General features: G+C 60.5%; 24 protein-coding genes, 1 tRNA gene and 1 pseudogene. 16 read left to right on the top strand and 10 right to left on the bottom strand.

The window, feature by feature from the left end:
* Positions 1 to 161 precede the first annotated feature (161 nt).
* Positions 162 to 1,370 carry a UbiH/UbiF family hydroxylase gene (locus MNR02_RS09005; protein WP_241946580.1) on the top strand — a complete coding sequence of 403 codons (1,209 nt, stop codon included), beginning with the start codon at positions 162 to 164 and terminating at the stop codon, positions 1,368 to 1,370.
* On the opposite strand, the gene MNR02_RS09000 is transcribed toward MNR02_RS09005, so the two are convergent.
* Together MNR02_RS09000 and MNR02_RS08995 are read right to left on the bottom strand one after the other, a co-directional pair.
* Complete coding sequence (locus MNR02_RS09000; RefSeq protein WP_241946579.1) at positions 1,338 to 2,300, bottom strand: AEC family transporter; 963 nt, start codon at positions 2,298 to 2,300, stop codon at positions 1,338 to 1,340. The two genes, MNR02_RS09005 and MNR02_RS09000, sit on opposite strands and share 33 nt — an antisense overlap.
* A 41-nt stretch (positions 2,301 to 2,341) precedes the next feature.
* Positions 2,342 to 3,091: a cytochrome c biogenesis CcdA family protein gene (locus MNR02_RS08995; protein WP_241946578.1), complete on the bottom strand. Its 750-nt coding sequence runs from the start codon at positions 3,089 to 3,091 to the stop codon at positions 2,342 to 2,344.
* Positions 3,092 to 3,456: 365 nt separating this feature from the next.
* Here MNR02_RS08995 and MNR02_RS08990 point away from each other — a divergent pair, with 365 nt between their 5' ends.
* From MNR02_RS08990 to MNR02_RS08975, 4 genes are all read left to right on the top strand, one after another.
* Positions 3,457 to 4,599, top strand: a complete 1,143-nt coding sequence (locus tag MNR02_RS08990) for an integrase family protein (RefSeq protein ID WP_241946577.1) — start codon at positions 3,457 to 3,459, stop codon at positions 4,597 to 4,599.
* Positions 4,600 to 4,698: 99 nt separating this feature from the next.
* Complete coding sequence (locus MNR02_RS08985; RefSeq protein ID WP_241946576.1) at positions 4,699 to 4,947, top strand: AlpA family transcriptional regulator; 249 nt, start codon at positions 4,699 to 4,701, stop codon at positions 4,945 to 4,947.
* Positions 4,944 to 7,262, top strand: coding sequence for a bifunctional DNA primase/polymerase (locus tag MNR02_RS08980; RefSeq protein WP_241946575.1), 2,319 nt, complete (start codon positions 4,944 to 4,946; stop codon positions 7,260 to 7,262). Before MNR02_RS08985 ends, MNR02_RS08980 begins: the two co-directional genes overlap by 4 nt.
* Before the next feature lie 1,045 nt (positions 7,263 to 8,307).
* Entirely contained in the window at positions 8,308 to 8,742 is a 435-nt protein-coding gene (locus tag MNR02_RS08975) for a hypothetical protein (protein ID WP_241946574.1), read from the top strand.
* 216 nt (positions 8,743 to 8,958) lie between these two features.
* On the opposite strand, the gene MNR02_RS08970 is transcribed toward MNR02_RS08975, so the two are convergent.
* Complete coding sequence (locus MNR02_RS08970) at positions 8,959 to 9,261, bottom strand: hypothetical protein (RefSeq protein ID WP_241946573.1); 303 nt, start codon at positions 9,259 to 9,261, stop codon at positions 8,959 to 8,961.
* A gap of 208 nt (positions 9,262 to 9,469) precedes the next feature.
* Here MNR02_RS08970 and MNR02_RS08965 point away from each other — a divergent pair, with 208 nt between their 5' ends.
* From MNR02_RS08965 to MNR02_RS08945, 5 genes are all read left to right on the top strand, one after another.
* Positions 9,470 to 9,889, top strand: coding sequence for a hypothetical protein (locus MNR02_RS08965; protein ID WP_241946572.1), 420 nt, complete (start codon positions 9,470 to 9,472; stop codon positions 9,887 to 9,889).
* Between the two features lie 184 nt (positions 9,890 to 10,073).
* On the top strand, positions 10,074 to 10,814 hold the full coding sequence (locus MNR02_RS08960; RefSeq protein ID WP_241946571.1) for a hypothetical protein: 741 nt from the start codon (positions 10,074 to 10,076) through the stop codon (positions 10,812 to 10,814).
* Between the two features lie 2 nt (positions 10,815 to 10,816).
* On the top strand, positions 10,817 to 11,083 hold the full coding sequence (locus MNR02_RS08955) for a hypothetical protein (protein ID WP_241946570.1): 267 nt from the start codon (positions 10,817 to 10,819) through the stop codon (positions 11,081 to 11,083).
* Positions 11,084 to 11,085: 2 nt separating this feature from the next.
* The gene (locus MNR02_RS08950; protein WP_241946569.1) at positions 11,086 to 11,469 is read left to right on the top strand and encodes a hypothetical protein; all 384 of its coding nucleotides are present in this window, start codon (positions 11,086 to 11,088) and stop codon (positions 11,467 to 11,469) included.
* A 63-nt stretch (positions 11,470 to 11,532) separates the two neighbouring features.
* Positions 11,533 to 11,973, top strand: coding sequence for an HK97 gp10 family phage protein (locus MNR02_RS08945; RefSeq protein ID WP_241946568.1), 441 nt, complete (start codon positions 11,533 to 11,535; stop codon positions 11,971 to 11,973).
* Between the two features lie 13 nt (positions 11,974 to 11,986).
* Here the strand turns inward: MNR02_RS08945 and MNR02_RS08940 are convergent, their stop codons facing one another.
* Together MNR02_RS08940 and MNR02_RS08935 are read right to left on the bottom strand one after the other, a co-directional pair.
* Entirely contained in the window at positions 11,987 to 12,478 is a 492-nt protein-coding gene (locus MNR02_RS08940; protein WP_241946567.1) for a hypothetical protein, read from the bottom strand.
* Between the two features lies 1 nt (position 12,479).
* Complete coding sequence (locus MNR02_RS08935; RefSeq protein ID WP_241946566.1) at positions 12,480 to 12,749, bottom strand: helix-turn-helix domain-containing protein; 270 nt, start codon at positions 12,747 to 12,749, stop codon at positions 12,480 to 12,482.
* Between the two features lie 57 nt (positions 12,750 to 12,806).
* On the opposite strand from MNR02_RS08935, the gene MNR02_RS08930 reads away from it, so the two are divergent.
* Both MNR02_RS08930 and MNR02_RS08925 read left to right on the top strand, forming a co-directional pair.
* Positions 12,807 to 13,145, top strand: coding sequence for a hypothetical protein (locus MNR02_RS08930; protein WP_241946565.1), 339 nt, complete (start codon positions 12,807 to 12,809; stop codon positions 13,143 to 13,145).
* A 707-nt stretch (positions 13,146 to 13,852) separates the two neighbouring features.
* Positions 13,853 to 15,169 carry an HNH endonuclease gene (locus MNR02_RS08925; RefSeq protein ID WP_241946564.1) on the top strand — a complete coding sequence of 439 codons (1,317 nt, stop codon included), beginning with the start codon at positions 13,853 to 13,855 and terminating at the stop codon, positions 15,167 to 15,169.
* Here the strand turns inward: MNR02_RS08925 and MNR02_RS08920 are convergent.
* The 5 genes and pseudogenes from MNR02_RS08920 to wrbA form a co-directional block, all read right to left on the bottom strand.
* Complete coding sequence (locus MNR02_RS08920; protein ID WP_241946563.1) at positions 15,149 to 15,955, bottom strand: hypothetical protein; 807 nt, start codon at positions 15,953 to 15,955, stop codon at positions 15,149 to 15,151. The two genes, MNR02_RS08925 and MNR02_RS08920, sit on opposite strands and share 21 nt — an antisense overlap.
* A gap of 111 nt (positions 15,956 to 16,066) precedes the next feature.
* A pseudogene (locus MNR02_RS22965) lies at positions 16,067 to 16,288 on the bottom strand (hypothetical protein); the annotation flags it as partial.
* A complete protein-coding gene (locus tag MNR02_RS08915) occupies positions 16,278 to 17,594 on the bottom strand; it encodes a site-specific DNA-methyltransferase (RefSeq protein WP_241946562.1) in 1,317 nt (438 codons plus the stop codon). The gene MNR02_RS08915 and the pseudogene MNR02_RS22965, both read right to left, overlap by 11 nt.
* A 169-nt stretch (positions 17,595 to 17,763) precedes the next feature.
* Positions 17,764 to 17,849 (bottom strand) — tRNA-Leu (locus MNR02_RS08910).
* Positions 17,850 to 18,190: 341 nt separating this feature from the next.
* Entirely contained in the window at positions 18,191 to 18,790 is a 600-nt protein-coding gene (gene wrbA, locus MNR02_RS08905) for an NAD(P)H:quinone oxidoreductase type IV (RefSeq protein WP_241946561.1), read from the bottom strand.
* A gap of 166 nt (positions 18,791 to 18,956) precedes the next feature.
* On the opposite strand from wrbA, the gene MNR02_RS08900 reads away from it, so the two are divergent.
* The 4 genes from MNR02_RS08900 (at position 18,957) to MNR02_RS08885 (ending at position 25,789) form a co-directional block, all read left to right on the top strand.
* A complete protein-coding gene (locus tag MNR02_RS08900) occupies positions 18,957 to 19,712 on the top strand; it encodes a competence/damage-inducible protein A (protein ID WP_241946560.1) in 756 nt (251 codons plus the stop codon).
* Positions 19,713 to 19,776: 64 nt separating this feature from the next.
* Positions 19,777 to 20,619 carry a universal stress protein gene (locus MNR02_RS08895; RefSeq protein ID WP_241946559.1) on the top strand — a complete coding sequence of 281 codons (843 nt, stop codon included), beginning with the start codon at positions 19,777 to 19,779 and terminating at the stop codon, positions 20,617 to 20,619.
* Between the two features lie 123 nt (positions 20,620 to 20,742).
* Positions 20,743 to 21,240 (top strand): xanthine phosphoribosyltransferase, encoded by a 498-nt coding sequence (gene gpt / locus MNR02_RS08890; protein ID WP_134649223.1) that lies wholly within the window; start codon positions 20,743 to 20,745, stop codon positions 21,238 to 21,240.
* A gap of 730 nt (positions 21,241 to 21,970) precedes the next feature.
* Positions 21,971 to 25,789: a vitamin B12-dependent ribonucleotide reductase gene (locus MNR02_RS08885; RefSeq protein WP_241946558.1), complete on the top strand. Its 3,819-nt coding sequence runs from the start codon at positions 21,971 to 21,973 to the stop codon at positions 25,787 to 25,789.
* The last annotated feature ends 133 nt before the right edge of the window (positions 25,790 to 25,922 follow it).

Below are 25,922 nucleotides of genomic sequence, written 5' to 3'. Positions count from 1 at the left end.
ATTGATTGCCCGCCATCGCCAGTGAAAATCCCGGCCTTTGCGCGCCGTTTGCGGCCTGCGCGGATTCATCCCATGGAAATTGCCTCTTTGCCGGCCTAGTCTTGCGGGATAGAAGCCCAGCAAAATCTGTGGGTAATCACGTCGCGCTGCGGAGGCCGGTCATGAGACAATTCGATATCGCCATCGTCGGGGCCGGTCTTGCCGGCAATCTCGCCGCTTTGGCGCTCGCCGACTCGGGCCGCAGCGTTGCGCTGGTGGCACCGCCCGCCCGCAAGCCGGATGGGCGCACGACCGCCCTCATGGACCAGTCCATCGCTTTCCTGAAGACGCTCGGCCTGTGGGAGGATATCGCCCCACACGCAGCGGCGCTGGAAACCATGCAGATCCTTGACGGGACCACGCGTCTGTTGCGCGCCTCGCCCGTTGCATTCCGCGCCGGTGAAGTCGGCCTTCCCGCCTTCGGCTACAACATCCCGAACTTGCCGTTCCTTGCGGTACTCGACCGCAAGATTTCCGAGAGCGCCGGCATCGCCCGCATAGAGAATGGCGTGACGGCGGCCAACAGATTCGAAACCGGCGTCGAACTGGTGCTGGATGACGGCGAGCGTGCCATGGCCTCGCTGGTCGTCGGCGCCGACGGTCGGCAATCGCTTGTCCGCCAGAGCGCGGGCATCGACGTGCGCGCCTGGTCCTATCCGCAATCCGCACTCGTGCTCAATTTTGCCCATGACCGCCCGCACGGCAACATCTCTACGGAGTTCCACACGGAGAGCGGTCCCTTCACCCAGGTTCCCCTGCCCGGCGATCGCTCCAGCCTTGTCTGGGTGCTGCCGCCGAAGGAAGCGGCAAGGCTCGCCGCCCTCCCCGTCGCAGACCTGAGCGTCGCCGTCGAGCAGCGCATGCAGTCCATGCTGGGCAAGGTTTCGGTGGAGGCAGGCGCCCAGAGTTTCCCGCTGTCCGGCATGACCGCCGACCATTTCGGCAAGGATCGTATCGTGCTGATCGGCGAAGCCGCCCATGCCTTCCCGCCGATCGGCGCGCAGGGCCTCAATCTCAGCCTGCGCGATATCATGGCCCTCAAGGACCTGCTGAAGACTTCAGAGACGGCGAACGATGCCGCGATCGGTATACGTTTCGACCGCAAGCGCCAGGCGGATGTGCGTTCGCGTACGCTCAGCGTCGATCTCCTCAATCGTTCGCTGCTGTCGGATTTCCTGCCTGTGCAGTTTCTCCGCTCGGCCGGCCTTCACCTGCTCTCGACCATCGGCCCACTCCGCAGCGTTGTCATGCGCGAGGGCATCGAGCCGCTCGGTTCGCTCAAGGCGTTTCGCGACACCTTACGGGAACGGGTCGGGCTGAAGCAGGCCTGATTTGATGAGGTAGAGAAGCGCCGTGACCGTCGCGACGGACAGCACCGTCGTCACGAGAATGGTCGCGGATGCCCGCTCCTGCCACACGCCGTATTGCTGGCCGATGACGAAGACGTTGGTCGCGGTCGGAAGGGCGGCAAGCAGCACCGCCGTATAGACCCAGACCGGATCGAAACTGCCGGCAAGCCCGAGCATGAGATACATAGTCACCGGCAGCAGGACTAGCTTCGCCGGCACGATGTAGCCGATCTCGACCGGCACCCGCTTCAAGGGCCGCAGCGCCAAGGTGACGCCCATAGCAAAAAGCGCGCAGGGCGCGGCGGCCTGCGCCAGATAGTCGATCAGGCGCTGCAGCGGTGCCGGCGCTTCGAAACCGGTGAAGGCGGCAAGAAAGCCGGCCGCCGTTGCGATGATGAAGGGATGGGTGACGATCCGGCGCGCAACGCCCGCCGCGAGCCTGTGCGCCGGCTGCTTTTCCCCGCCACCGAGCGCCATCAGGGCCGGCGCAATCGAGAAATGCAGCATGTTTTCAAAGCAGAAGACGAGCGCCACGGGAACGGCGGCCGGTTCCCCGAAGGCCAGCAGCGCCAGTCCCGGCCCCATATAACCGATATTGCCATAGGCGGCCGCAAGGCCCTGGATCGTCGCCTCCCCCGTCGTTGCGCGACGCAACAGCAGGCCGGCGGCGAAGATGAGCGCGAAAACCAGATAGGTGGCGCTGACATTGGCGAGGATGAAATCGATCCGCGTCAGCTGCTCGATAGGCGTCTTCGCCACGAGCTTGAAGAACAGCGCCGGCAGTGCGATGTAGATGATGAAAGTGTTGAGCCAGCCCAACGCCTCGATCGGCTGGCGCGTGATCCTTGCGACGACATAGCCCAGGAAAATCATGCCGAAGAACGGCAAAACCAGTCCGATAATGTCCGCCATGGCTGTCGCCCAATCCCGCGTGCTGAGGCTGATGCCCCGAACTAGCCGATTTGCGAGAGAATGGGAAACGTTTGCTGGAACCAGATGGCAACGGCGCTGATATAGCCGAAGATGAAGGCCAGTCCGGTGAGGATGAGCAGGATACCCATGACCTTCTCCACCGTGCCGAGGTGACGGCGGAACCGCACGAGAAAGCGCATGAAGGCGCCGGAGAAGCTGGCCGCGATCCAGAACGGAATTGCGAGCCCCAGCGAGTAGACGGCAAGCAGCGCCGCACCGTCCCCGACCGTTTCGCGTGCGGCCGCCACGCCGAGAATGGCGCCCAGCACCGGCCCAATACAGGGTGTCCAGCCGAAGGCGAAGGCAAGGCCCATCAGATACGCGCCCGATGCCGTCGCCGGCTTGCCGCCGCCCTGGAAGCGCGCCTCACGGGCAAAGAGCCCGATGCGCAGCACGCCGAGGAAATGAAGGCCCATCAGGATGATGATCACGCCGCCGACCTGGGCGAGGATGTCGAGATGCCGGCGCAGCACCATGCCGATGGTCGAGGCACCGGCCCCGAGCGCCACGAAGACCGTGGCGAAGCCGAGCGTGAAGAAGAAGGCGGCGAGCAGCACCGCTCCGCGCGTATCGTGCCTCACGGCAACCGCATCCCCGCCCTTGAACTGCTCCACGGAGATGCCGGCCATGTAGCAGAGATAGGGTGGCACCAGCGGCAGAACGCAGGGCGAGAGGAACGACAGCGCTCCGGCCAGCAGTGCGCTCAGAAGGGAAATATCGGCAATCGACACGGGCTACTCCGCAAGGCCGGGGCAAGACGGCCAAGCCGCGCAAAACCCCTCAAGCCTCCAAACATGCCTCCTGATAGCCGCCGCACCCCCGCCCTGCCAATCACCTTTTGGAGAACGCGGCGAAATGTCTTGCGCGAAGTCGAACAGGTTCAGAAAACTGGTGCGGGCGGCGGGGATCGAACCCGCACAGCCAAGGCCGAGGGATTTTAAGTCTTAAAATCAATGACATATGGGGATATGCCGAGCCGTTTCATGGCTTACGCCCCCTGAGTTTCGCGACATCATCATCGTGTAGGGCCGTGTCGGACCTGGTCTCGTACCGGGCCTGACTTCGGGTCCGGGCTCGAAGATGAGGATCACGAAACATGGGTACCAAGCTAACACAGGGAACGGTCAACAAGATAGCCGAGGAGCACGAGGCGGGACAGCAGGTCTACGACGCCGACGTGTCCGGCCTGCGCATTGTCGTGGGCAGCAAGTCATCCAGCTTCAAGCTGGTGGGGAGGATTAACGATGGGAGCAACCGCTATGTCTCCATCATCATCGGCCGCACCGACGAGGTGAGCCTCAAGACAGCCCGCGAAAAAGCCGCGGAACTGAAGCTGGCACTCCGGCGTGGCGAGGACCCACGGATAGCGAAGCGGACGGTCCCGAGCCTTCGGACGGCTTGGGAACGGTATAAGGAGACCAGAGGCGTCGAGCTCCAGCCTAGCACCGTGGCGTGGTACGAGGAGAAGGTCGTCGGCGTTTTGAGGTCCATCCTCGATATTCCGCTGGACAAGCTCGACCGCGAGACGGTCCGCGCCCTCCACGAGAGGATCACCAAGAAGAATGGACCCTACGGAGCGAACGGTGCCATGCGCGCCCTCAAGGCCGTCTACAACGATGCAGCCCGCACCCAGGACCTACCGCCGAACCCGGTCAGCCGCGCGGTGAGGATGAACAAGGAGGCTCCGCGCAAGTGGGCGCTGGACGCCGCGGGCCTTGCCGAAGCATGGCGCTGCCTTGACGCCATGGAAGATCACAACAGGGCTGCGTGCTGGACGGTCATGCTGCTGACCGGCCTGCGGTCGCACGATGCACGGTCGATGCGGTGGGAGCATCTGGACGCTGATGGCGTGCTCACGGTCCCGTCTCCCAAGGGTGGAGCCGACAGGGCGTTCCGGCTGCCGCTGCCCCGCCACCTGCTTCAGGTCCTTGAAAGGGTCAGGCAGGAGACCGCTCCGCTAGAAAGCCCATTCGTCTTCCCGTCGATTACCAGCAAGTCCGGCCACATCGAGGAAATGCGCCGCACCGACGAATTTCCCCACGCACCACACCAGATGCGGCACACCTACAGGACGTGGTCGCTTGAGGCAGGCGTGGATATGCAGACGGTCACGCTCCTGATGAACCATCGGCCTGCCGGTGTGACATGGGGATACGTAACCCGCGCTCATCTTCTCGGCCATATGCGTGAAGCGCAGGAGAAGGTTTGCGCCGCCTTGGTCAAGCACCGGGGCGGCTGAAAACGCCCTCCACACGGTCCGGCATGAAGTGTTGGTATGTCATGACCTGCCGCCTCGGTAGCCTTTCCCGATCGGACACAGATCGGAAAGGAGCCGAACATGGAACACCTTGTCAGAGAGGCGCTGATGCGCCTCGATCGCATCGAAGCGGGTCTTAGGACGCTGCACAAGGAATACCTCGATACAGAGGACGCAGCCGTCTTCACCAGCATCTCGGCGGTTCAGCTTGCCGAGTGGCGCTCGCGCGGCGGTGGCCCGCGATACATCAAGATGGGCCGGAAGGTCCTGTATGCCGTGCGCGACCTGCGGGAGTTCGTGGAGTCGTTCGGCAGGGAGGCGCTGTCATGAGCCCGCTCGAAACGAAGAGCGGGCGCGCCGCTGTCATCGACGCGCCCGCGAGCCGGCTTCTGGAGAAGGACGGAGCGGAGTTCAAGCGCGACGTCGGTTTCAAGGATGCCGCGCCCTCGGTAGCGGCGACGCCATTGCTCCTCGACCTCATCCCGCTCCACCGCCGCGACGCCGTCGATGCCAAGGGCCGCCCCATCGGCAAGGCCCCGCTGCATAGCGGCTGGCGCCGTGAAACGCCGCTGACCGAAACAGAGGCGGCGGCCCATGTCGCGAGGGGGATGAACCTTGGCGCCCGCCTCAAGGACGACCAGCTCGTAATTGACGCCGACCCGAGGAACTACCCGCCCGGTGACAATCCGCTCGCGCGGTTGATCGCAGATATGGGATTGCCTCATGGGCCAACGGTAGAGACAGGCGGCGGTGGATTTCACCTGTACATGCGCAAGCCTGCGGATATGCGGGTGCGCGACGCGTTGCCGGAACTCTATCCCGGCATTGAGTTCAAGACTGTCGGCCGTCAGGTCGTCGTTCCGCCTTCTGTGCATCCGAACGGCCGGCGCTACGATTGGGATCCTCTGTTCGGTGCCGATATGGCGGTGCCGAACGCACCGGATGCGCTTCTGAACCTTCTGCGGAGGTCGCCGAGGCCTTCGGCGACCGTAGACGGCGCGATGACCTCCGAACAGCTTTCGAAGCTCCTGGAAGGCCTGGATGCACGCGACTTCGGCAGCAACGACTTGTGGCTTCCAATCGCCATGGCCTGCCATCATGCGACCGGCGGGGATGGTATCGACGCCTTCCTCGACTGGTGCGCGACAGACCCGGACTATTCCGACAGGCTGAACACGGCGCGTGCAAGGTGGGAGTCTTTCGGCAGGGATCGCCCTGAGTCGGTGACGCGCCTTACCCTTTACAAGGCGCTGCACGAGGCAGGTCGCGGTGATCTGGTCGAGGCCGCAGAACGGTCTGACCCGCTGGACGATTTCCCGGTGGAAGAAACGGACGCACCTGAACCTCGGGAGCGTGACCTCATCGAACAGATGAACGAGCGCTTCTGCGTCGTCCTCAATGGCGGCAAGTTCGCGGTGTTCATGGAAGACGAGGACGGCATCTTCGATCCGCCGCGTCGTGTTTGGACAAAGATGTCTCGCGCCGATTTCCTCCACTTTCATGAGGATGAGCGCGTGAAGGCGATGGGCAGCAGGCGTGAGGTGAGCGTTGCCGAACTCTGGCTGGCAAGCCCTCGTCGGCGCAAGTATCCCGGCATCGTGCTTGATCCTGAGGGACGTGACCGTGGCAAGCTCAACCTCTGGCGTGGCTGGGCGGTCGAGCCGAAGCCAGGCAATTGGTCTATAATGCGCGAACTGATCGAGCAGGTGCTGTGCTCGGGAGACCGCGCATCCTCGGACTATGTCCTGCGCTGGATGGCCTTAATGTTCCAGCGCCCCGGCACTTCTCCTGAGGCGGCCATTACCTTTCGAGGCCGGGAAGGAACCGGCAAGGGTACGCTCGGCCGCGCACTCATGCAGATCACGGGGACGCACGGCCTCACGGTTTCGTCGCCTGCTCAGTTTGCTGGTCGCTTCAACGCCCACCTGCGCACCGTTGCCTTCCTGTTCGCCGACGAGGCGTTCTGGCCGGGGCATAAGGAGGCGGAAGGAGTGTTGAAACAGCTCGTGACGGAGCCGGTCATAGCGTTCGAGGGCAAGGGCGCTGACATCGTCCCCGGCCGCAATCTCATCCACCTGATGATGGCGAGCAACAACGAGTGGGTCATTCCCGCAGGGCTCGATGCTCGAAGGTTTGCGGTCTTCGACGTGTCGGATGCACGCCGCAACGACAAGGCTTTCTTCGGAGCGCTCAACGCCCAGATGGCGGCTGGCGGTCTTGCCGCGATGCTCCACGACCTGCTGGCGATGGACATCGAAGGTTGGCACCCTTCTCGGGGCATCCCGAAGACGCAGGCGCTTGCCGAGCAGAAGGCGTTGAGCCTTGATCCTGCTTCGAAGTGGTGGATGGGGTTGCTGGATCGAGGATCGTTGCCGGTCACGGAGCTTATCGCTTGGGACCACGGACCTGCGGAACTCGATCCGGTTTCGAAGGGGGAACTTCTGGAAGACTACGACCGCTTCCTGAAGACGAACAGGGTCTTCAGCGCCAAGGCCAGCCATCGTGCTCTGGCGACGGCTGGGAGGTCGCTCGGCCTTCAGACCGGCAAGACGAAGACCGGCGAGAGGGCCTGGACCGTTCCACCGCTGGCCGAGGCTCGACGGCTCTTTGAGGAGCGGCTTGGCGCCTCCGGCATGTTCGACTGACCGGCGATGCCCTCCCTTCACCACCGAGGGAGGGCCCCGGTCCCATCCGATGCACGGGATGCACGGGACCGGACGCTTAGAGACGCTTACAATTTTCAAAGCGTCCGAGGAAAAGGCCTTATATATCTTATATTTAGACACTAAGGACACTTTAGAAAGTATATAAATTGGTTCTATGAAAATTCAGCTTCGGATCAAGGGTCGGACTTAGGGGCATGTGAACCAGCGCGACGATAAAGTCCGGTACGCAGAAGTCGAAAACGAAGCGTCAGTGGTCTAAAGCGTCATTTTGCTTACGGATCATGCACTTAGAGCGGACGCATAGCTTTTTCATAACGACCGAAGCGTCTTCCAGGCATTCGGGCCTGTAACCCATATGGGGCCTCTCCCTGGTAGATAGGGAGTGCCGCCGCCTTGGCTTCGTCCTTCAGGCATGGCGCTTACTTCGGTGCTCTTCTCCAAGCCTTGACGGCCTCTCGATGGCCGCCCGCATTCCGTATGTCCTTGCGCGCGAGGATGGAGGCCTCCCAGCCATACCATCCCCGCGAGTGCCGCAGGCGACGCCCACGCTAGCACCAGCGTAGCCAGCCCGGCCGAGAGGGTAAGGCCGGGGTCGGCACGGTCGCATGGGTGCCAGCGCCAGAGCAGCGAAGCGGCGGCCTGGAGCGCAGACACAAGGGATCGTCTGTCCTACGTCCCTCCGGGAGGCCGAAAAGGCCAAGCATTGCAAGCGCTTGGAGGGAGCCTTTTTCCCGGCCCGGCCCCAAGTCCGACGAGAAGGGCAAACAACCTACTTCCCCGGAGGAACAGGCCGGCGTCCTGGGGTCTCCGTATGCTCCGTAGGCTCTCCTGGAACGGGGTGTCCCAGCATAGCGGTTCCAAAATTTTGAAAAGTGCTGGCGTGCAGGCGAGTCCACGGAGCGCACGGTGCACGGGAAATAACGCACGGAGGCATGACATGGCGAAGGATCGATCCGAGGAGGCTGCCCTCCGATTTGCCGATGGGCGCAGACGGCCTGAGTTGGATCGTCGGTGGTCGCCAGAGGTGGAGGACGCGGTCCTGGAAATCATCGGCCGCACGGGGAGCCCCAAGCGCGCCGCCGAAGAGGTCGGCCTCAGTACATCCACCATCCACGATCACCGCCGCCGTGACCACGAATTTCGGGCGCGGTACGCCGTGGCCATGGACGACGCATTCACCGCCGTCCTTGGCCACGCCTTCACGCGCTCCTTCGACGAGGTGCGACCCTCGGACCGGCTGACTGAGGTATTGCTGCGGCTGCGGTGGCCCGAACGGCTTGGTTCGTTCCTACAGGTTGCAGGGGAAGCCTCTGGCTCCGGCGCACTCGACCCGATGGTGATCGCCCGCATGCCATCCGAGGACAGGGCTTCGCTCATTGCCCTGCTGGAAAAGTATCAACAGGTGCAAGGCGACCTCGCACTCGCGGAGGGGCCCGATGGCGTCGCGCTCCTGGTCTGACACGCTACGCGACTTGCGCGAGGTCGAGCGGCTGGCCCGTTCGCTAGAGGGAACGGCCCCCGGCATTGTCGCGCTAGAGGGCGGCGGCGATGAGCTCGTGAGGCTGTATGGCCGACCGACCGGCGCTCAGTTTTGGCGGCTTAACCCGTTCCCCGAGGCGCTGTGGGAGGCCATGGCATCCGAGCACGCCGAGGGGACGCGGGCGTCATCCGTCGATTAGTCGATGAACGACCAGCCGGGCTCTCCTCTAGCGATGCGCTCCGCAACAGCCGACTGTCGGCAGTGCTCACCCTTCGCCGCCGCCCTTATGCTCCGGTAGACTACGTCCCCGACCCGCACGCGCCGCCCGTTTGGGTACCGGTCAAGCTTCCCATGCATATAGAGCCGGCGTAGGGCCTCGTATATCTGGCAGGACTGGCCGGTGTAGCCGCGTCCAAGGCTGTCCAGCATCTCCCGAATAAGTGCATACGTCGGTCTCACGCCCTGGTCGTTCAGGTGCAGCGCGTATGCACGGATCATCACCCATTCGTTGGAATATTGTCTGTCGCCGGGTCGTAACTGGCGCTGCTTCTCAATAATATCGGAGGTCCAACGTATCTCTCTCATGGGATGCAGTTTGTACTATCAAATGCCTTTCATATCAATATCTTAGTTTCGAACTTTGAGCCGTTCTGTCATTCTCCCTCCGCGCCCAAAACACATAGGGCTGAAACAGGAGGGTGAAAAAATGAACATGATCGTAGAAGGCCGACGCCCTATTTCGTCGGGGCGAACGCGCGTCTTCGCGTGCGACCTCGTCGCCATGGCGCGAATTCAACAGGTGATCACCGGCTTCATCAAGGATGTAGACCTTGAGCCGAAGCAGGTGGCGGCTTTGGCGGAGTTCGCCATTGAGGCGGGCGAATTGGCCAGGAGCGGCGTGCCTACAGATTGGATGCTCACCGCGATAGCAATTGGCGCTGAGGCCGACGACGTGTCTGGCGGGATTGAATATTGCGGCCTCTATGCGCTCGATCTGGAAAGGCACGCGATGACGCAGGCGCGCTCGATTTGGCGGGATCGAGCGCCGTGCGGCCAGGCTCCAGAAACTCTAGCTACTTCGAACGACAGCGCAGTCGTGCCGTTCCCGAAGCGGGCGATCGAGTAGACAGATTGACCTAAGTGCTGGTCCGATCCGGCGCGGCAATGAACCATGCTGAGAACGTCTACGGATCGGCCGATGGGCCGATCCGGTCACCTCAATGGAGGTGGACGCTCCTGCGGGCTGCGACCCGCGCCAAGGTCCTCCGGCCTGGTTGAGCGTGACGCTCAACGACGAAGGAGAAGACCAGATGGCAATTAAGAAGGCTCCACCCACCCTGACGAAGCCGTGGGTCGACGTGACGTCGATCAAGGCCTCGCTCACGCGGGCACGCGAGCTCCACTCGGAGAACGCAAAGCGCATTTCCGAGATGAACGTACGGGTTGCAAAGCGCCGGGAAGAGCTCGAAGCCACCCTGTACGACCTCACACCCTCCCAGCGATCACAGGTCGTCGGTCGTGCCCTCGGCGGGTTACGGGCGGACCTGAAGCGTTCCAGCCTCGACGCCCGAACGACCCGGTTGCGTGAAATTGAAGCCCTTCGGCGCTCGGTCGAGGACGCAGGGACGCACTACAATTCCAGCATCCAGATGCTGATGCGCGACAGCCTCGGCAGCGAGCGTCGGAGCCGGCTGATCCAGCAGCTCGAACATGCGGGCAAGGTCGAGCTCGCGAGCCTTGCGGCTCTCGCGGTATCCACGAAGGACCGCGAGCTCGGCGCCGTGCTCGCCTCACAGGTCGGCCGGATGCCGCATAGCGAACGTCCGTTCTCGCCGCACGAACTCGCCGATCGCTTGGTCGGAGACGATTACCGGGCCGTGCAGGCTGCCATCATGGAAGTGAGCGAACTAGCCCAGCGGGCGGTCCTAGACGACCGCGCCTTTGAGGCTGGCCGTGCATCTGCCGAGGGCAACATCGGCATCGCCCTCCGCGCCCGAGACCGGGCTGCACTCAATGCCCCAGAAATTCGAGATGACAACGAGGAGAACTGACCATGGCCACCTTTGCTTTCTTTCCCACCCGCGAGGAACACCGTCGCGCTGATGGGCTCAATTTCGCGCTAGCGGTCGGCGCATCGGCATCGGCTGCGCGCGTCGCAGCCGAAATTCTGCTTGGCGAGCCGAACGCGCTCGTCGGCTGGACGAGTGTAGACCTGACCTCCGCGCCCGCAGCCTTCGTGGGTGGCATGCCGGTTGGCGCAAGGGGACAGTCCGTGTGGCCAAGCCTCGACCGGGGGGGCTCCTACATGAGGGGAGCCTGACCATGGCCCGATCCCGCGACCCGGCGATGATCGAGCTAGCCCGCCGCAGCAAGGCGCACCGTGCCCGAATGATGGGCTGCCTCGCCGGATGCCCCGTGGTGCAGGTCAAGGACCTCTGGGTAGAGGCAGGAATCGACGCCGACCACGTCTACATGCAGGTCCACCACGCCGAGAGGCTTCTCAACCTTGGCTACCGGCCGTTGGTCATCCCTGCGATGTCGGGGGCGGCAAACGTCCTGATATTCGTCCGGGAACCCTGGGCACTGGATGCGCATGCAGGTGCGGTCCACCCACGCCTCCGGCCCTACCTCGAAGACGGCGACCCGCTTATGGCGCTGCTCGTCTACAGGGTGCAGCGCGACAGCATGCCGAAGGAGCTTCACTGATGGAAGGTGACGCCATCCTACCGCCGGACCCCGGCTCCGTGTGTGATTGAAAGGAAATCGGCCATGGCCGGACTTGATGACTTGGCAAAAAGGCTCGACCGCATCGCCGTACGGGTCGAAGGAAACGTTGAGCGGGCAATAAAGGACTGCGCCCAAGTCGTGCTCCGCTCCGTTGTCGAGGGGACGCCGGTCGATACGGGCACGGCCCGCTCAAACTGGACGCCGGAGTTGGATCGCGCCTTTGAGGGTCTGTTTCCTGCCCGCGTTCCCGGCACGATGGGCTCGACTGGCGACGCGAACTCCGTCGCGACGATCGAGGCCGGCGCGCCGATCATCGAGGCGTTCGAAATTGGCACGAACCGAGAAATCCACATCACGAACAACGCCGGACATATCCAGGCGCTCAACGACGGCCACTCGAAGCAGGCGCCTGCCGACTTCGTGCGCATCGCGGTGCTGGAAGGGCTCGCCACGGTGCGCGGCGGTAAGATCTTGGACGACTAGCGGAGATGCCGGATCAGCACGCGTATATCAAACCGCGATAGACGGCCCAGCCGTAGATGAATTCGCGGATCTCTTGGACGCGGCCGATAGGGTTTACCTTTCCCGAGCGAACCGCCAGTGCCGAGGGAGCGTCCAATATTCGATTGACCAGCCCTAGCCGGTCCCAGTTCTCACCCGGATCGTTATAGCCCGGATTGAGCCAGTGGACATAAAGGTCGAACCCTTTTTCCTTCACATACTCAAGAGTCTTTGTGACCTCTTCGGTGTATTGCATTGAGCACAGCACGATCCTGCTAGCTTGTTCTTCCAGCACATCGCCGGCGTACAGCTTGCGCTCCTCAAATGAACCGCTCACCAGAAATACCTCAACGCACTCGCCAGGTCTGAGCGTCAGAGACCGCGAATGCTTGCCGGTCTTAACCGTGCCGCCGAACAGAGTGTTCCAAGTTGTAGATTTCCCGGAATTGCGGTTCCCAAGCACCGCGACAAACAGCCTGTCTACCATGCTACTTCCCCGTCTGCTCTTGCGTCATGGGCGACAATAGCGCCGCTGGTGTCGTCTTCAGCCTTTCGGCAAGCTTGGCGATCATGGTCAGCGATGGGTTCCGTCTGCCCCGCTCAATCCCGCTAACATAGGTGCGATCAATGGCTGCCTCTAGCGCGAGGGCCTCCTGCGACAGATCGAGAGCCTTTCTCGCCGCCTTCACGTTCTCTGCCAGGACTCGTCTGTAATCCAACATGCCGACATAGCGCCGGCATGTAGACGGATCGTCCACGGACTTATCGTCACATTTCTGCTTACTTTCTGGAAATGTGGACTATATTCAACATCCATGGATAGCTTCGGAACGATCTTCGCGTGGGTCTATAAGGCGCTCGCTACATGGTATGTGGCGGCGATCGTCGGCGGCCTCCTGATGTTTGCTGCCGAGCGGCGCGACAGGCGGCGCGATCCGACCGATGACGAGGTTCGACACGCTGCAGCTTTGTATCGAGACTATTACGGAGCCGACGCACACAAAATCATCGGCGACCACATGCTAGCAGCGTCCTTTGCACCAGACGGCTGCCATAGACGCTTTCTGAAAAGGGTATCAGCCCACCTTATCACTCAACTGGTGAGCGATGAGGACCGTGAAAGAGCGATCGATCACCAGATTCCGTTTCGATGAATCGACGAAGCTTCCGCAGCCTAGTGGGCCGCTCCGTCAACGTCATCTAACTGTGCTTTGCCCATAATTGGATCGCGTCGTCTAGTAGCGCTCGACTATCCTCGCTTTCGAACATTACGAAGCGTAAGGAGCTCGACTCTTATTGAGCGTCCGCCTGCTCAACGATCAATTCCGCATACCACGTCATCATAGCCACTGACATCCACTACTAGCCGGCGATCCAGGTGCTCAGAGCGCCATGCTGCCGGGCCCGCGGCGCCCCCGAATCTGCCGCAGGCGCGTCCGGCAGCTCGGAAGCGTGGTCGATACCGGTGGAAACCTCACATGACTTTCGTGCGCCGCTGGATGGAGACGTCCATCCGCGGCCGGTCGATCTCAGACCAGACGAGTTCCGCCATCGGCGGGCTGCGGCTAGGCACCGACTCGCCGCCTGCACTGCACCTGCCCGGCGACGGTCTACCTCCTCCTCAGCAGCAACCCACGGCTCTATGACGATTTCCGCTAGGCCATTTTGCAGGCACGGGCTTGGCTCGCAAACGTGAGCCGCCGAACCGGCTGAACCCAATCGTGCTGTTCAATCGCTGCCCCAAACTTCGGCCGACTGCTATGGCGCGCAGTGCCTCCGACTTAAAACACAATCAAACATTGCAAGTACTTGATTTCCGAAACTTTCGGTGCGATCTTTCAGCGACATCTGGGAGTAAATCGTGCGTCGGCATGCAAAGCAAGATCGGGAAGATAAGTACGCAAGCAGAAGGGACTATCAGCAGGTTCATGAAAGCTTCGGCAGCAGATTAAGCAAAGACCGTCCAATAGATTCGATTAAGTTCGTTGCCGAGCTTAAATTGCCGGTCGAGCCCTGTAGGGGTGGCATAGGAGGCTTTATTTTTACCCCGACCAGCACGGCTGCGGTTTTACGAACCCGCTTAGCGGGGGTCCTCCATGAACGGGAATTTCAGAGCGGGCCAGCTTGGTCGCGTTTCGGTCTTGGCTTTTCTGTAAGCGAAAGCACAACGGTAGTCGCCGAACTGATCTTCCAATCTCCGCAGGACTACGTTGACTTATGGGGCCTGGCGATTGGCCTTTCACATTTTCCGCAACACGGTAGTGATGAAGTACCAGCTTTAGCAGAGTTGAACGTTGCTCATCTCGCGCCCGAGACCTTCTATCTCGATCATGAGGCCGACAACATCACTATGCTTGATGATGTCGTTACACGGCAAACCCAGGGCTCCCCTATAGAGCTGAAAAAATGCTCGTACTGTGGGCGATTACTTCCGATAGGTCCCGGGCAACCTGGGAGGCTTAGTTTTCATAAGCACAATGCAAAGCCGAGCGGTCATCAGAACGAGTGTCGAGCATGTAAAAAATGGAGAATTAACAACTCTTTTAATCCCTTGCGGACTGCTGATCAACACAATGAAAGCGGCCTAATTACTCGGGAACGTCGTCTACTGTTACGCGAACCAGAGATCTTGCAATCCATCAAGGACCGACAGGGGCGAGGATTGAAGAGTATCACATGGGATCGCTTTCAGCGGCGATGCTTTTACTGTGAGAAGCCATTAACGTTGAAACAAGTACAGTTAGATCACACTCGGCCTTTAGCCTACCTTTGGCCAATCGATGAGCACGCCACTTGTTTATGTGCCGAGCATAATAACCATAAGAAGGACAAGTTTCCCGCCGATTTTTACACTCCCGCACAACTAGAGCGTTTATCACAGATAACTGGTCTCCCACTGGCGGACCTTCAAACACGGGATGTCTGCGAGCCGCAGCTGCAGCGAATCCGGGCGGATATCGCCGGCTTTGCCAGGGAGGCTGATGCGCGAGCGTTTAATGCCATCGCAAGGAAAGTACGGGAGATTAGGCCTAACGTGGATCTTTGGGATGAGCTGCGAGCAGCGGATATCGACATATATGCCCAGGTTCGAGACGCTGCAGACCGACGGCCAACAGACGATATTCCTGAGCTAGTCGACCCAGAAATCGACGAGCAATTAGCGGCGCTCGAATACTAGCAGTATGTGTTCGCTCGTGGTTCCTTTATCCTTAATTCCATGCTTTTCAACGTTCTCTACGTTCTCAATTATCGTTGAGCAGTGATGTAAGTAACGACTTCCAATCGCAGTCAATTTCTCTGTCATATCATAGGCTTTGGATCCACCGACGTGAAGGATGACCGGACTTCCGATGGTCGATACGTCCCGGCATACTTGAAAGAATTCGCTGTAGACTTCAAAGGTGCGGCCTTGCTGCCGCTCCAGAAATCCACGGCTAGTTTCGTGGAAATCGTTTTCCATCCAGCCGCAGAACCACATTCGCAGCCAATTTGGGCGATCAAATCTCATTCCAGGGAACGGAGGGGAGCAGATAATTGCGTTTACCGGCTCTGATAATAGATTTGGAATTTCCCGAAAATCTGAATGCCAGGATGTTCCCGGCACAAACTCCTCGGGCCATTGCAAGGACATCAAACGCTCGCATCGCGTGCGTAGCCGTTCCATGAGCGATCGATACTCGAATGGGCCAGTTGGACTAAACGGTGTGATCGGGTGCGACACTCGCGATAGCGCGTATGGCCTATTTCCGTGAAGGATATGAAGGAGGCACGCCTTAATGAAATTGCGCGGCCGCGAATGGTCTGAGCCGAGCAGGATCCGCCGAGCCTTCAAAACTTCCGCGAGTGTTTCTTCGTGGAAGTAGTCACGGACTCGTGCGTTCAATCCGAACTCTGCCGCGGCGTAATCGCTTTCCCTTAAGCTTATGCTCGCTAAATCTTCGGCAAAGGCATCCAGCTCGTGCATCAGCTCACTGCACCTAGGCGGATCTAGTTTGGCACGCGCTACCGCTGAAGCGAATGGACTTAGGTCGCAACTAAAGGCGGTCCTACCAAGAAGAGACGCCTCGAAGGCTACGGTCCCGACCCCACCCAAGGGATCTAAAACCCTATCGCCCGGGTCGGTGAAATGCCGGACTAGCCAATGCGCAAGAGAAGGTTTTAACTTCCCTTGGTATGAAGACAACGAGTGGAGCCCGTGCCCCCATGCTCGGCTTCGATAAGGTGGCTCGGTGTGAGGGAGCGTAGATCTAAAGCTGGAAGCTGTATGTTCTAGTGTCGATTCGGCATCAGGCAGCATGAGTAAATGTCAACTCCACCTGCTTAAGAGGCGTCTTATCGCGTGAGTGCCGCCGGGCAAGCAGTCTCTCCTCTTTCAAGCGAAGTCCAGCGCTTCTTGCTACCTCTACCAACAGAAGATCTGTTGGTACGTGAACACCGTAAAACTGAGAATCGCCAATATCCAGGATCAGACGACCATCGTCTCGCAAGTATCTGGCACAGTTCTGGAGTATCGGATACATGTCCGAGCAGTAGCCTCGAACGAGTGCAGGGATACGCAAATCCGGGCTAACATTGTCCAATTCGGCGGCAATAGTCTCGACGTAATCAAAACGATATTCAGCTGGCCGGTTTTTGACTACATTATTGATGCCACATACCATACATGTCTTATTTAGTGCCACGAGTTCACGCTCGGAACTGATAAAGCCCATCAGCCACAACTCTAACTTTGTATTCCGAATATAGCTTGTTCCATTCAAGTAGGGCGGTGAAGTTAGAATTAGTTCAACTTCGCCAGACAAGCTCTCTACGGGTTCACGGCAATCTGCCGAAGCAAAAAAAGCAGGAGCATGGCGGGCAGGAGCTGTGCCTATATCGCGCTGCATTGAAGTTAGTTTCTCGATGACCGCACTGCGAACATTTACTATTCGCGTTTTGTACTCGTCATCGCGGCGTCTACGAAGATCGGCACGACGCGTCATATGAGAGCAAGCAACGGTGACAGATGCTACCGCAAGTAAAAGGATGTCCCTAAATTCAGGAGCTTCCGCGCCGAGGACCAGCGCAGCATCTCTAAGAGCCTGAAGCTCGCGAATATCTTTGTCGGCGAAGAAATCTTTTCCTGCAAAGGCATGCAGATACGAGGTTAGATCTTGCTCGCGCGACGATCGTTCAAAATTGGGGCTGTATGCCCAATCTTTAAACCTCGCAACGCAACGCTCGAATTCGGAAAACCGTAGACGTGCGCTATTGCGGGCGTTCACTTTCGTTTCTGCAACGAAACGCATGAACGGATTGGCCTCTGAAAATGCACTCGGCACTCCCATCATGGACGCGACTAGGTTTACGGTGCCACTTCCCCCGAACGGGTCATACACCGTGGAACCACGGCTGTAGTTCCTCACAAGATCCTCGATATAGCCGGCCGAAAAACCTTCCACATAGGGGTACCAACCGTGAACCGGCAATTTCTTAGAGTCTCGAAATGTCAGACCCAAGATTTGAGAATCCTGACTGTCTTCGCTAGACACCAGTTGAGTTTCGTCTGACAACAGCGATGGCGCTTCAAACAAGTCTAATGATTCAGCAGACATACGCCGCATGCTTCAGTTTTCCCCTGCAGATGGATGAGCCTTGGAAGCCAAGCGAATCGTACCGCCAGGTTTCTAGCACGGTCACCATACCGATCGTCTCACGACAAGGACACTCACTATCGCAGTTTCAACAGCGATGGAGCGCCCAATATGTATCGGTGCGACATGAAAGTTGCGTTGGTGGCCGCTGTGGGAATCGAACCCACACGGGCGTAGCCCGAGGCATTTTAAGTGCCTTCCGTCTACCAATTTCGGCAAGCGGCCTTCTATTCCAACGCGTCCAAACTCATAGCAGGAACACGCTCATCGGGCCTATATCAGGCCTTCATCGGCTCGAAAAGGCTTAAACTCATGATCCGGTTGCGTTTTTATGCGGACACGTCGGGATTTTAAGTCCCTTGCGTCTACCAGTTTCGCCACGCCCGCATTGCGCTTCCAATACCATGCCGGGGCGACATTGGAAGCTCCGCTCGGCGCGAATATCTGCAAATTTCGTTTCCCGTTGCCATTCGGCAAAGAGGCATTGCCCCGTTACGGGAAAACAAAAAGGATGCGGCCGCTGACGCTGGCCGCACCCTCTTGTTCAGCGATGTTTCAGGAGAACATCAGGCCGAAAGCTTGGCCGCAAGCTTCGCGACATGGGCGCCCTGGAAGCGGGCGGCATCCAGTTCGACCTGCGAAGGCTGGCGCGAACCGTCGCCGTCGGTGATGGTAGAGGCACCGTAGGGCGAGCCGCCCTTGATTTCGTCGACGCCCATCTGGCCCTGGAAGGCATAGGGAAGGCCGGCGACGACCAGACCGTGGTGGAGAAGGGTCGGGATGAAGCCGAGGATCGTCGATTCCTGGCCGCCGTGCTGCGTGGCCGACGAGGTGAAGACCGATCCGACCTTGCCGACGAGCTTGCCGGCAGCCCACAGGGCACCCGTCTGGTCCCAGAAGTTGCGCATCTGCGAAGCAACCGTGCCGAAGCGCGTGCCGGCGCCGACAATGATGGCATCGTAATCAGCGAGTTCGTTGACCGTGGCGATCTCGGCCTTCTGGTCGAGCTTGTAGTAGGATGCCTTGGCGACTTCTTCGGAAACCAGTTCCGGAACGCGCTTGACGGTCACGTCGGCGCCGGCCGACTTTGCGCCTTCCGCCACGGCATACGCCATCGCTTCGATATGTCCGTAGGCCGAATAATAAAGAACCAGTACTTTCGCCATTGTCGTCTCCTGTTCGAAAAGGGCTTTCCGCTTGATCGCGGTGTCGTCTTGGATGTAGCACTTCGATGTGACAGCGTCACAACCCGCAGGGTCGACAGACTGTTCACCCAGTGTTGACAATACCCTCCGCCCGGTCGGGTTTCCATCCGAAATTCAGGACATCACCATGAGTTCCACGTCTGTCGCCACCGCCGCCATGCTCGCTATTGGTGACGAACTGCTGTCAGGCCGCACCAAGGACAAGAATATCGGCCAGCTCGCCGACGTACTGTTCCTCGCCGGCATCGACCTCAAGGAGGTGCGCATCGTCGGCGACGACGAGGATGCCATCGTCGAGGCGCTTAATGCGCTGCGCGCGCGCTATACCTATGTCTTCACCTCCGGCGGCATCGGTCCGACGCATGACGACATTACGGCAGACGCGATATCGAAGGCCTTCGGCGTACCGTGCCTGCATGATCTGCTCGCCATGCAGCTTCTGGGCGCGATGTACGAACGGCGCGGCGTGGAGTTCAACGAGGCCCGCCAGCGCATGGCGCGCATGCCGCAAGGGGCGGTCCACATCGAGAACGCAGTCTCGACTGCGCCTGGCTTCAATATCGGCAATGTCTATGTCATGGCCGGCGTTCCCCAGGTCTTCACCGCCATGCTCGGAACGGTCATTCCCAAGCTGGAAGGGGGCGTTCCCATGCTGTCGCGCTCCGTCGCATCGCCCTTTGGCGAGGGCGATATCGGCAGCGCGCTCGCGGCCATCCAGAAGAACCATCCAGAGACCAGCATCGGTTCCTATCCGCGCTTTTCCGAAAACCGGTTCTCGACGGAAATCGTCATTCGCAGCCGAGAAGAGGCCCCCGCCGAGGCCGCCGAACGTGATATAATGGCGATGATCGCCGAAATCGCTGCCGGCAAGGCAGCTTCTTGATCCTGATCAAGGTTCTGGCTGTATTGCGGGCGCAGATTTCGAGCGAACCAGACAGGAGGCCGAAATGACCTATAAGACCATTGTCGCGGTGCTGAGCACCGCAGAAGACGCCGGCAAGGTGACGGATCATGCCCTTGCGCTTGCGCGTCGCACGGGCGGCCACGTCATCGGCATTCACGCGGAAGCGCCCGTCATCGTGACGCTGATCGCACCGATGGAATATCCCGATCCGAATGCCGTCCTGCAATTGCAGGAAAGGGCACAGCAACAGTCCCGCGCGGTGGAGGAAGCCTTCCGTTCCCGTTGCGAGCGTGATGACATTTCCTATGAATGGCGGCTGTTTACCGGTTCGGCCGGATACGCCTCCGCGGGTGTCATCGACAGCGCGCGCAGTGCCGACATCGTGCTTGCCGCGCAGTTCGACCCGGACATGGATGGCCCGGCCCGGGAAGATATCGAGGACCTGCTCTATGAAAGCGGCCGCCCGCTTTATCTTGTCTCCAACGCGCCGGCAGGCCCCGTCCCGATCGAGCGTGTGCTCGTGGCCTGGAACGGCTCGCGTGAAGTGACCCGCGCCGTATTCGATGCCCTGCCCTTCCTCACCGCCGCCAAGGAGGTCGAGATTTTCGCCATCGATCCGCCGGAGACCTCGATGCAGTCGCGCGATTTCTGCGGCGCCGAACTCGCCTCCACCCTGGCGCGCCATGGTGTTAGGGCGACGGTATCCTCCGGTGCTTCCGAGGGGCGATCGGTGGCCGATGTGCTCAATCATCGCGCCACTGAAATCGACGCCGGCCTCATCGTCATGGGTGCCTACAGTCACTCGCGGCTGCGTCAGCGTCTGTTCGGCGGTGTCACCAGCGCGCTGATGCGTGATGCCCGCGTGCCGACGCTGATGTCGCGCTGACCGGTTGAATGCGATGACTTGCCTGTGGATCGGCGGCTGACGAGGGTCTGCCGCCGATTTTCTTGGGGTCAGGTTTGCAGTAGAGAGGTGGAATCTTCTTTTTCCGCCGTTCAGGAGCCCGTCATGTCGCTGCCCGACAAAGCCTTTCCCGTTTCCTGGGACCAGTTTCACCGCGACGCGCGCGCCCTCGCCTGGCGCCTGGCCGACGGCGACCGAGAATGGAAGGCGATCGTCTGTATTACGCGCGGCGGCCTCGTGCCGGCTGCGGTCATTTCGCGCGAGCTCAACATCCGCCTCATTGAGACGGTGTGCGTCGCCTCCTACCACGACTATGTCTCGCAAGGGGAAATGCACGTTCTGAAGGGAATTTCACCAGAGCTCACCCAACAGGGCGGCGAAGGCATCCTCATCGTTGATGACCTCACAGACACCGGCAAGACCGCCGCACAGGTTCGCGCCATGCTGCCGAAGGCGCATTTCGCAGCCGTCTACGCCAAGCCGAAAGGCCGTCCGCTCGTGGATACCTTTGTGACCGAGGTCAGCCAGGACACCTGGATCTATTTTCCCTGGGATATGGGTTTCACGTACCAGGAACCGATTGCCAAGGGCTCGCGCGGCTGACACGTCGCCGCCCTTGAGCCGCGCCATGCGCGGCGCACCAGCCTTTCCAAGCCGGCGCATATGTCTTATGCCGCCGGCTTTTCCTTGCCGGCGGACGGCTGGAAGGGCGGCAGACAGAATCACTTTCTCCACGGATCACAAAGCGGCCGGGATGACCATTCCCAAAAGTCCGAACCGGGATAATGCCCCGTGTTTTTACCCCTCATTTTTTCTCGTTTTCCACAGCGGTGTATGGGCTGCCCTGCCCGTTTGGCCGGAACCGCCTGAGTTATCAGGCGTTGAGCTCTGTCCCCATTTTCCACAGCCGCATGGCACAAGATATAGGGTTCAAACTTCGTTCACAAACCAGCCCTTGACGAGAATCAGGCAGATGGGGTTAATGAGAACCAAGGTTGCGGCGGCGCCTGAACCGTAAGTCACGAGGTCGGTTCTCATCACGAAATCGCGTTGGATGCACATGTGGCCGGGCGGAAGGTCCGCTCGCCACAAGGGTATTTTCGCGTCCTTTTTCTGGTGCGCCAAAGTTCCCTGAAGCACTGGCATAAAGAAACTGTTAATACTATATTTAGCGTTTGCAGCCAGAATAAGCACAAGATACAGGAATACCCGAGATCAAATCGGGTTTCCCATACGGACTGGAAGATCAGGGCTGGCTGCAGGGATATTGCGGCCTGGCGGGGTTATTTTTGCCCTGTTTTGCGACAGGATGCGGCACAGAGGACAACGGACAATGCGTATAGAACGTCGTTTCACCAAACCGGGCCAATCGGCCTATGCGGACATCGAGTTCCGCAAGGCCACCAGCGAGATCAAGAACCCGGATGGATCCATCGTCTTCCGGCTGGCCGATATCGATGTGCCCCAGCAGTTCAGCCAGGTCGCAGCCGACATCCTCGCCCAGAAGTACTTCCGCAAGGCTGGCGTGCCCGCGCGCCTGAAGAAGGTCGAGGAAAACGACGTACCGTCGTTCCTGTGGCGCTCCGTGCCGGACGCCGAAGCCTTGAAGGCGCTCCCCGAGGGTGAGCGCTTCGGCTCGGAAACCGATGCGCGCCAGGTCTTCGACCGTCTCGCCGGCACCTGGACCTACTGGGGCTGGAAGGGTAAGTACTTCGCAACCGAGGAAGACGCCGCCGCCTTCAAGGACGAACTGGCCTATATGCTCGCCACCCAGCGCGTCGCACCGAACTCGCCGCAGTGGTTCAACACCGGCCTGCACTGGGCCTATGGCATCGACGGCCCCGGTCAGGGCCATTTCTATGTCGACCCCTTCACCGGCAAGCTGACCAAGTCCAAGTCGGCTTACGAGCATCCCCAGCCGCATGCCTGCTTCATCCAGTCCGTCGAGGACGATCTCGTCAACGAGAACGGCATCATGGACCTGTGGGTGCGTGAAGCCCGCCTCTTCAAATACGGCTCGGGCACCGGCTCGAACTTCTCGCATCTGCGCGGCGAAGGCGAAAAGCTGTCGGGCGGCGGCCGTTCCTCCGGCCTGATGAGCTTCCTGAAGATCGGCGACCGGGCAGCCGGCGCTATCAAGTCGGGCGGCACGACGCGTCGTGCGGCCAAGATGGTCGTGGTCGACATCGACCATCCGGATATCGAGGCCTACATCAACTGGAAGGTCAAGGAAGAGCAGAAGGTCGCGGCCCTCGTCACCGGCTCCAAGATCGTCGCCGGTCATCTGAAGGCCATCATGAAGGCCTGTGTCAACTGCTCGGCCGAAGGCGACCGTTGCTATGACCCGGCGGAAAACCCGGCGCTGAAGCGCGAAATCCGCGCCGCCAAGAAGAGCCAGGTACCGGAAAACTACATCAAGCGCGTTATCCAGTTCGCCAAGCAGGGCTACAAGGACCTTGAGTTCAAGACCTACGACACGGACTGGGATTCGGAAGCCTACCTCACGGTCTCCGGCCAGAACTCCAACAACTCCGTCTCGCTCAAGGACGACTTCCTGCGCGCCGTCGAAAACGATGGCGACTGGAACCTGACCGCCCGCAAGGACGGCAAGGTCATGAAGACGCTGAAGGCCCGCGACCTCTGGGAGCAGATCTCCTACGCCGCCTGGGCGTCCGCCGATCCGGGCCTGCACTTCAACACGACGATGAACGACTGGCACACCTCGCCGGCCGCGGGCCCGATCCGCGCCTCGAACCCGTGCTCGGAATACATGTTCCTCGACGATACCGCCTGCAACCTCGCCTCGCTGAACCTGCTTCAGTTCAAGGATGCGGTTACCAAGAACATCAACATTGCCGATTACGAACACGCCGTGCGCCTCTGGACCATCGTGCTGGAAGTCTCGGTCATGATGGCGCAGTTCCCCTCGCGCCAGATCGCGGAACGCTCCTACGAGTACCGCACGCTCGGCCTCGGCTACGCCAATATCGGCGGCCTGCTGATGTCCTCCGGCATTCCGTATGACTCGACGGAAGGCCGCGCCATCGCCGGTGCACTGACCGCCATCATGACGGGCGTCTCTTATGCGACCTCCGCCGAGATGGCGAGCGAGCTCGGTCCGTTCCCGAATTTCGGGCCGAACCGCGAAAACATGCTGCGCGTCATGCGCAACCACCGCCGCGCCGCCTATGGCGAGACCACCGGTTATGAGGCTCTCTCCGTCAACCCGGTCGCCCTCATCCATGACGAGTGCCCGGACCAGACGCTGATCGTTCATGCCAAGGCTGCCTGGGACAAGGCCGTCGCGCTCGGTGAAAAGCACGGCTACCGCAATGCCCAGACGACCGTTATCGCGCCGACCGGCACGATCGGCCTCGTCATGGACTGCGACACGACCGGCATCGAGCCCGACTTCGCGCTGGTGAAGTTCAAGAAGCTGGCCGGCGGCGGTTACTTCAAGATCATCAACCGCGCCGTTCCCGAAGCGCTGCGCACGCTCGGCTACTCCGAAAGCCAGATCGCCGAGATCGAGGCCTATGCCGTCGGCCACGGCAACCTCAATCAGGCGCCGGCCGTCAACCCCGGCTCGCTGAAGGCAAAGGGCTTTACCGACGAGAAGATCGAAGCGGTCAGCGCCGGCCTCAAGGCGGCCTTCGACATCAAGTTCGCCTTCAACCAGTGGACGCTTGGCGCCGACTTCCTCAAGGAAACCCTCAGGGTTACCGACGAACAGCTGTCCGACATGTCCTTCAACCTTCTGGAGCATATCGGCTTCTCGAAGAAGGAGATCGAGGCCGCCAACATCCACGTCTGCGGTGCCATGACGCTGGAAGGCGCGCCGTTCCTCAAGGCCGAGCATCTCGCCGTCTTCGATTGCGCCAACCCCTGCGGCAAGATCGGCAAGCGCTACCTTTCGGTCGAAAGCCACATCCGCATGATGGCGGCCGCCCAGCCGTTCATCTCGGGCGCGATTTCCAAGACGATCAACATGCCGAACGAGGCGACCGTCGAGGATTGCAAGAACGCCTACATGCTTTCTTGGAAGCTTGCGCTGAAGGCCAACGCCCTCTACCGCGACGGCTCCAAGCTCTCCCAGCCGCTCAACGCCTCGCTGATCGAGGATGAAGAGGACGAGGACGACGCGATCGAGGCGCTGGTTGCAGCCCCCGCTGCCGCACAGGCCGTCACGGTCACGGAAAAGATCGTCGAGCGCATCATCGAGCGTGTTGTCCGCGACCGCGAAAAGCTGCCGAACCGTCGCCAGGGCTACACCCAGAAGGCCGTCGTCGGCGGGCACAAGGTATATCTGCGCACCGGCGAGTTCGGTGACGGCCGCCTTGGCGAGATCTTCATCGATATGCACAAGGAAGGCGCGGCCTTCCGGGCGATGATGAACAACTTCGCCATCGCCATCTCGCTGGGTCTTCAGTACGGTGTGCCGCTGGAGGAATATGTGGAAGCCTTCACCTTCACAAAGTTCGAGCCGGCCGGCATGGTCCAGGGCAACGACGCGATCAAGAACGCGACGTCGATCCTCGACTACGTGTTCCGCGAACTCGCCGTGTCCTATCTCGGCCGCCATGACCTCGCGCATGTCGACCAGTCGGACTTCTCTAACACGGCGCTCGGCAAGGGCATTCAGGAAGGCAAGACCAACCCGTTCTCGACCGGCTGGACGCGCGGCCATAAGCCGACCCTCATTCAGGGCGGCCAGTCGGGCGAGCGCCAGCTCGGCGAACCGAAGGGTGCGGCGACTGCCGCTCCGGCAAAGGCAGCCGCGACCGGCAACGTGACGGCTTTCGCCGGCAGCGCCGCGCGCAAGATCGAGCCGACCGTGGCGATCTCCACCAACGAAATCGTCGCCTTCAAGCGCGATTACGAGGAGCGCGCGGCCGACCTGGCCGAGGAGATCGCGGAAGAGGTCGCCGGAGAAGCCGAACAGAGCGTAACCGCCCTCTTCTCCGACAAGGCCGCAGCCGAAGCGGCATCTGCGAAGGCCGATGCCAAGAAGCTCGAAGCCGAACGCCGCATGCGCTCGATTGCTCAAGGCTACACCGGCAACATGTGCTCCGAGTGCCAGAACTTCACCATGGTGCGCAACGGCACCTGCGAGAAGTGCGACACCTGCGGCGCAACAAGCGGCTGCTCCTGATCCATCGGGGTAACGCGGGAACAGAGGACCGGGGCGGCTATGCCGCCCCGGTCCTTCTTCTTTTGGTGAGGCTGACTTGCAGAACAAAAAAGGCCCGGCGCATGACGCCGGGCCTTTTGTCTTGCAGTTCTCG

It is taken from the genome of Shinella sp. H4-D48, assembly GCF_022637395.1.
Lineage (GTDB): Bacteria > Pseudomonadota > Alphaproteobacteria > Rhizobiales > Rhizobiaceae > Shinella > Shinella sedimenti.
The sequence above is the reverse complement of the archived record's forward strand: the minus strand, read 5'-3'. Positions and strand labels throughout refer to the sequence as shown.

Coding starts and splice junctions, on each gene's coding strand:
- MNR02_RS09005 (WP_241946580.1), top strand. CDS start 162: ATGAGACAATTCGATATCGCCATCGTCGGGGCCGGTCTTGCCGGCAAT.
- MNR02_RS09000 (WP_241946579.1), bottom strand. CDS start 2,300: ATGGCGGACATTATCGGACTGGTTTTGCCGTTCTTCGGCATGATTTTC.
- MNR02_RS08990 (WP_241946577.1), top strand. CDS start 3,457: ATGGGTACCAAGCTAACACAGGGAACGGTCAACAAGATAGCCGAGGAG.
- MNR02_RS08985 (WP_241946576.1), top strand. CDS start 4,699: ATGGAACACCTTGTCAGAGAGGCGCTGATGCGCCTCGATCGCATCGAA.
- MNR02_RS08980 (WP_241946575.1), top strand. CDS start 4,944: ATGAGCCCGCTCGAAACGAAGAGCGGGCGCGCCGCTGTCATCGACGCG.
- MNR02_RS08970 (WP_241946573.1), bottom strand. CDS start 9,261: ATGATCCGTGCATACGCGCTGCACCTGAACGACCAGGGCGTGAGACCG.
- MNR02_RS08965 (WP_241946572.1), top strand. CDS start 9,470: ATGAACATGATCGTAGAAGGCCGACGCCCTATTTCGTCGGGGCGAACG.
- MNR02_RS08960 (WP_241946571.1), top strand. CDS start 10,074: ATGGCAATTAAGAAGGCTCCACCCACCCTGACGAAGCCGTGGGTCGAC.
- MNR02_RS08955 (WP_241946570.1), top strand. CDS start 10,817: ATGGCCACCTTTGCTTTCTTTCCCACCCGCGAGGAACACCGTCGCGCT.
- MNR02_RS08950 (WP_241946569.1), top strand. CDS start 11,086: ATGGCCCGATCCCGCGACCCGGCGATGATCGAGCTAGCCCGCCGCAGC.
- MNR02_RS08945 (WP_241946568.1), top strand. CDS start 11,533: ATGGCCGGACTTGATGACTTGGCAAAAAGGCTCGACCGCATCGCCGTA.
- MNR02_RS08940 (WP_241946567.1), bottom strand. CDS start 12,478: ATGGTAGACAGGCTGTTTGTCGCGGTGCTTGGGAACCGCAATTCCGGG.
- MNR02_RS08930 (WP_241946565.1), top strand. CDS start 12,807: ATGGATAGCTTCGGAACGATCTTCGCGTGGGTCTATAAGGCGCTCGCT.
- MNR02_RS08920 (WP_241946563.1), bottom strand. CDS start 15,955: ATGCACGAGCTGGATGCCTTTGCCGAAGATTTAGCGAGCATAAGCTTA.
- MNR02_RS08915 (WP_241946562.1), bottom strand. CDS start 17,594: ATGCGGCGTATGTCTGCTGAATCATTAGACTTGTTTGAAGCGCCATCG.
- wrbA (WP_241946561.1), bottom strand. CDS start 18,790: ATGGCGAAAGTACTGGTTCTTTATTATTCGGCCTACGGACATATCGAA.
- MNR02_RS08900 (WP_241946560.1), top strand. CDS start 18,957: ATGAGTTCCACGTCTGTCGCCACCGCCGCCATGCTCGCTATTGGTGAC.
- MNR02_RS08895 (WP_241946559.1), top strand. CDS start 19,777: ATGACCTATAAGACCATTGTCGCGGTGCTGAGCACCGCAGAAGACGCC.
- gpt (WP_134649223.1), top strand. CDS start 20,743: ATGTCGCTGCCCGACAAAGCCTTTCCCGTTTCCTGGGACCAGTTTCAC.
- MNR02_RS08885 (WP_241946558.1), top strand. CDS start 21,971: ATGCGTATAGAACGTCGTTTCACCAAACCGGGCCAATCGGCCTATGCG.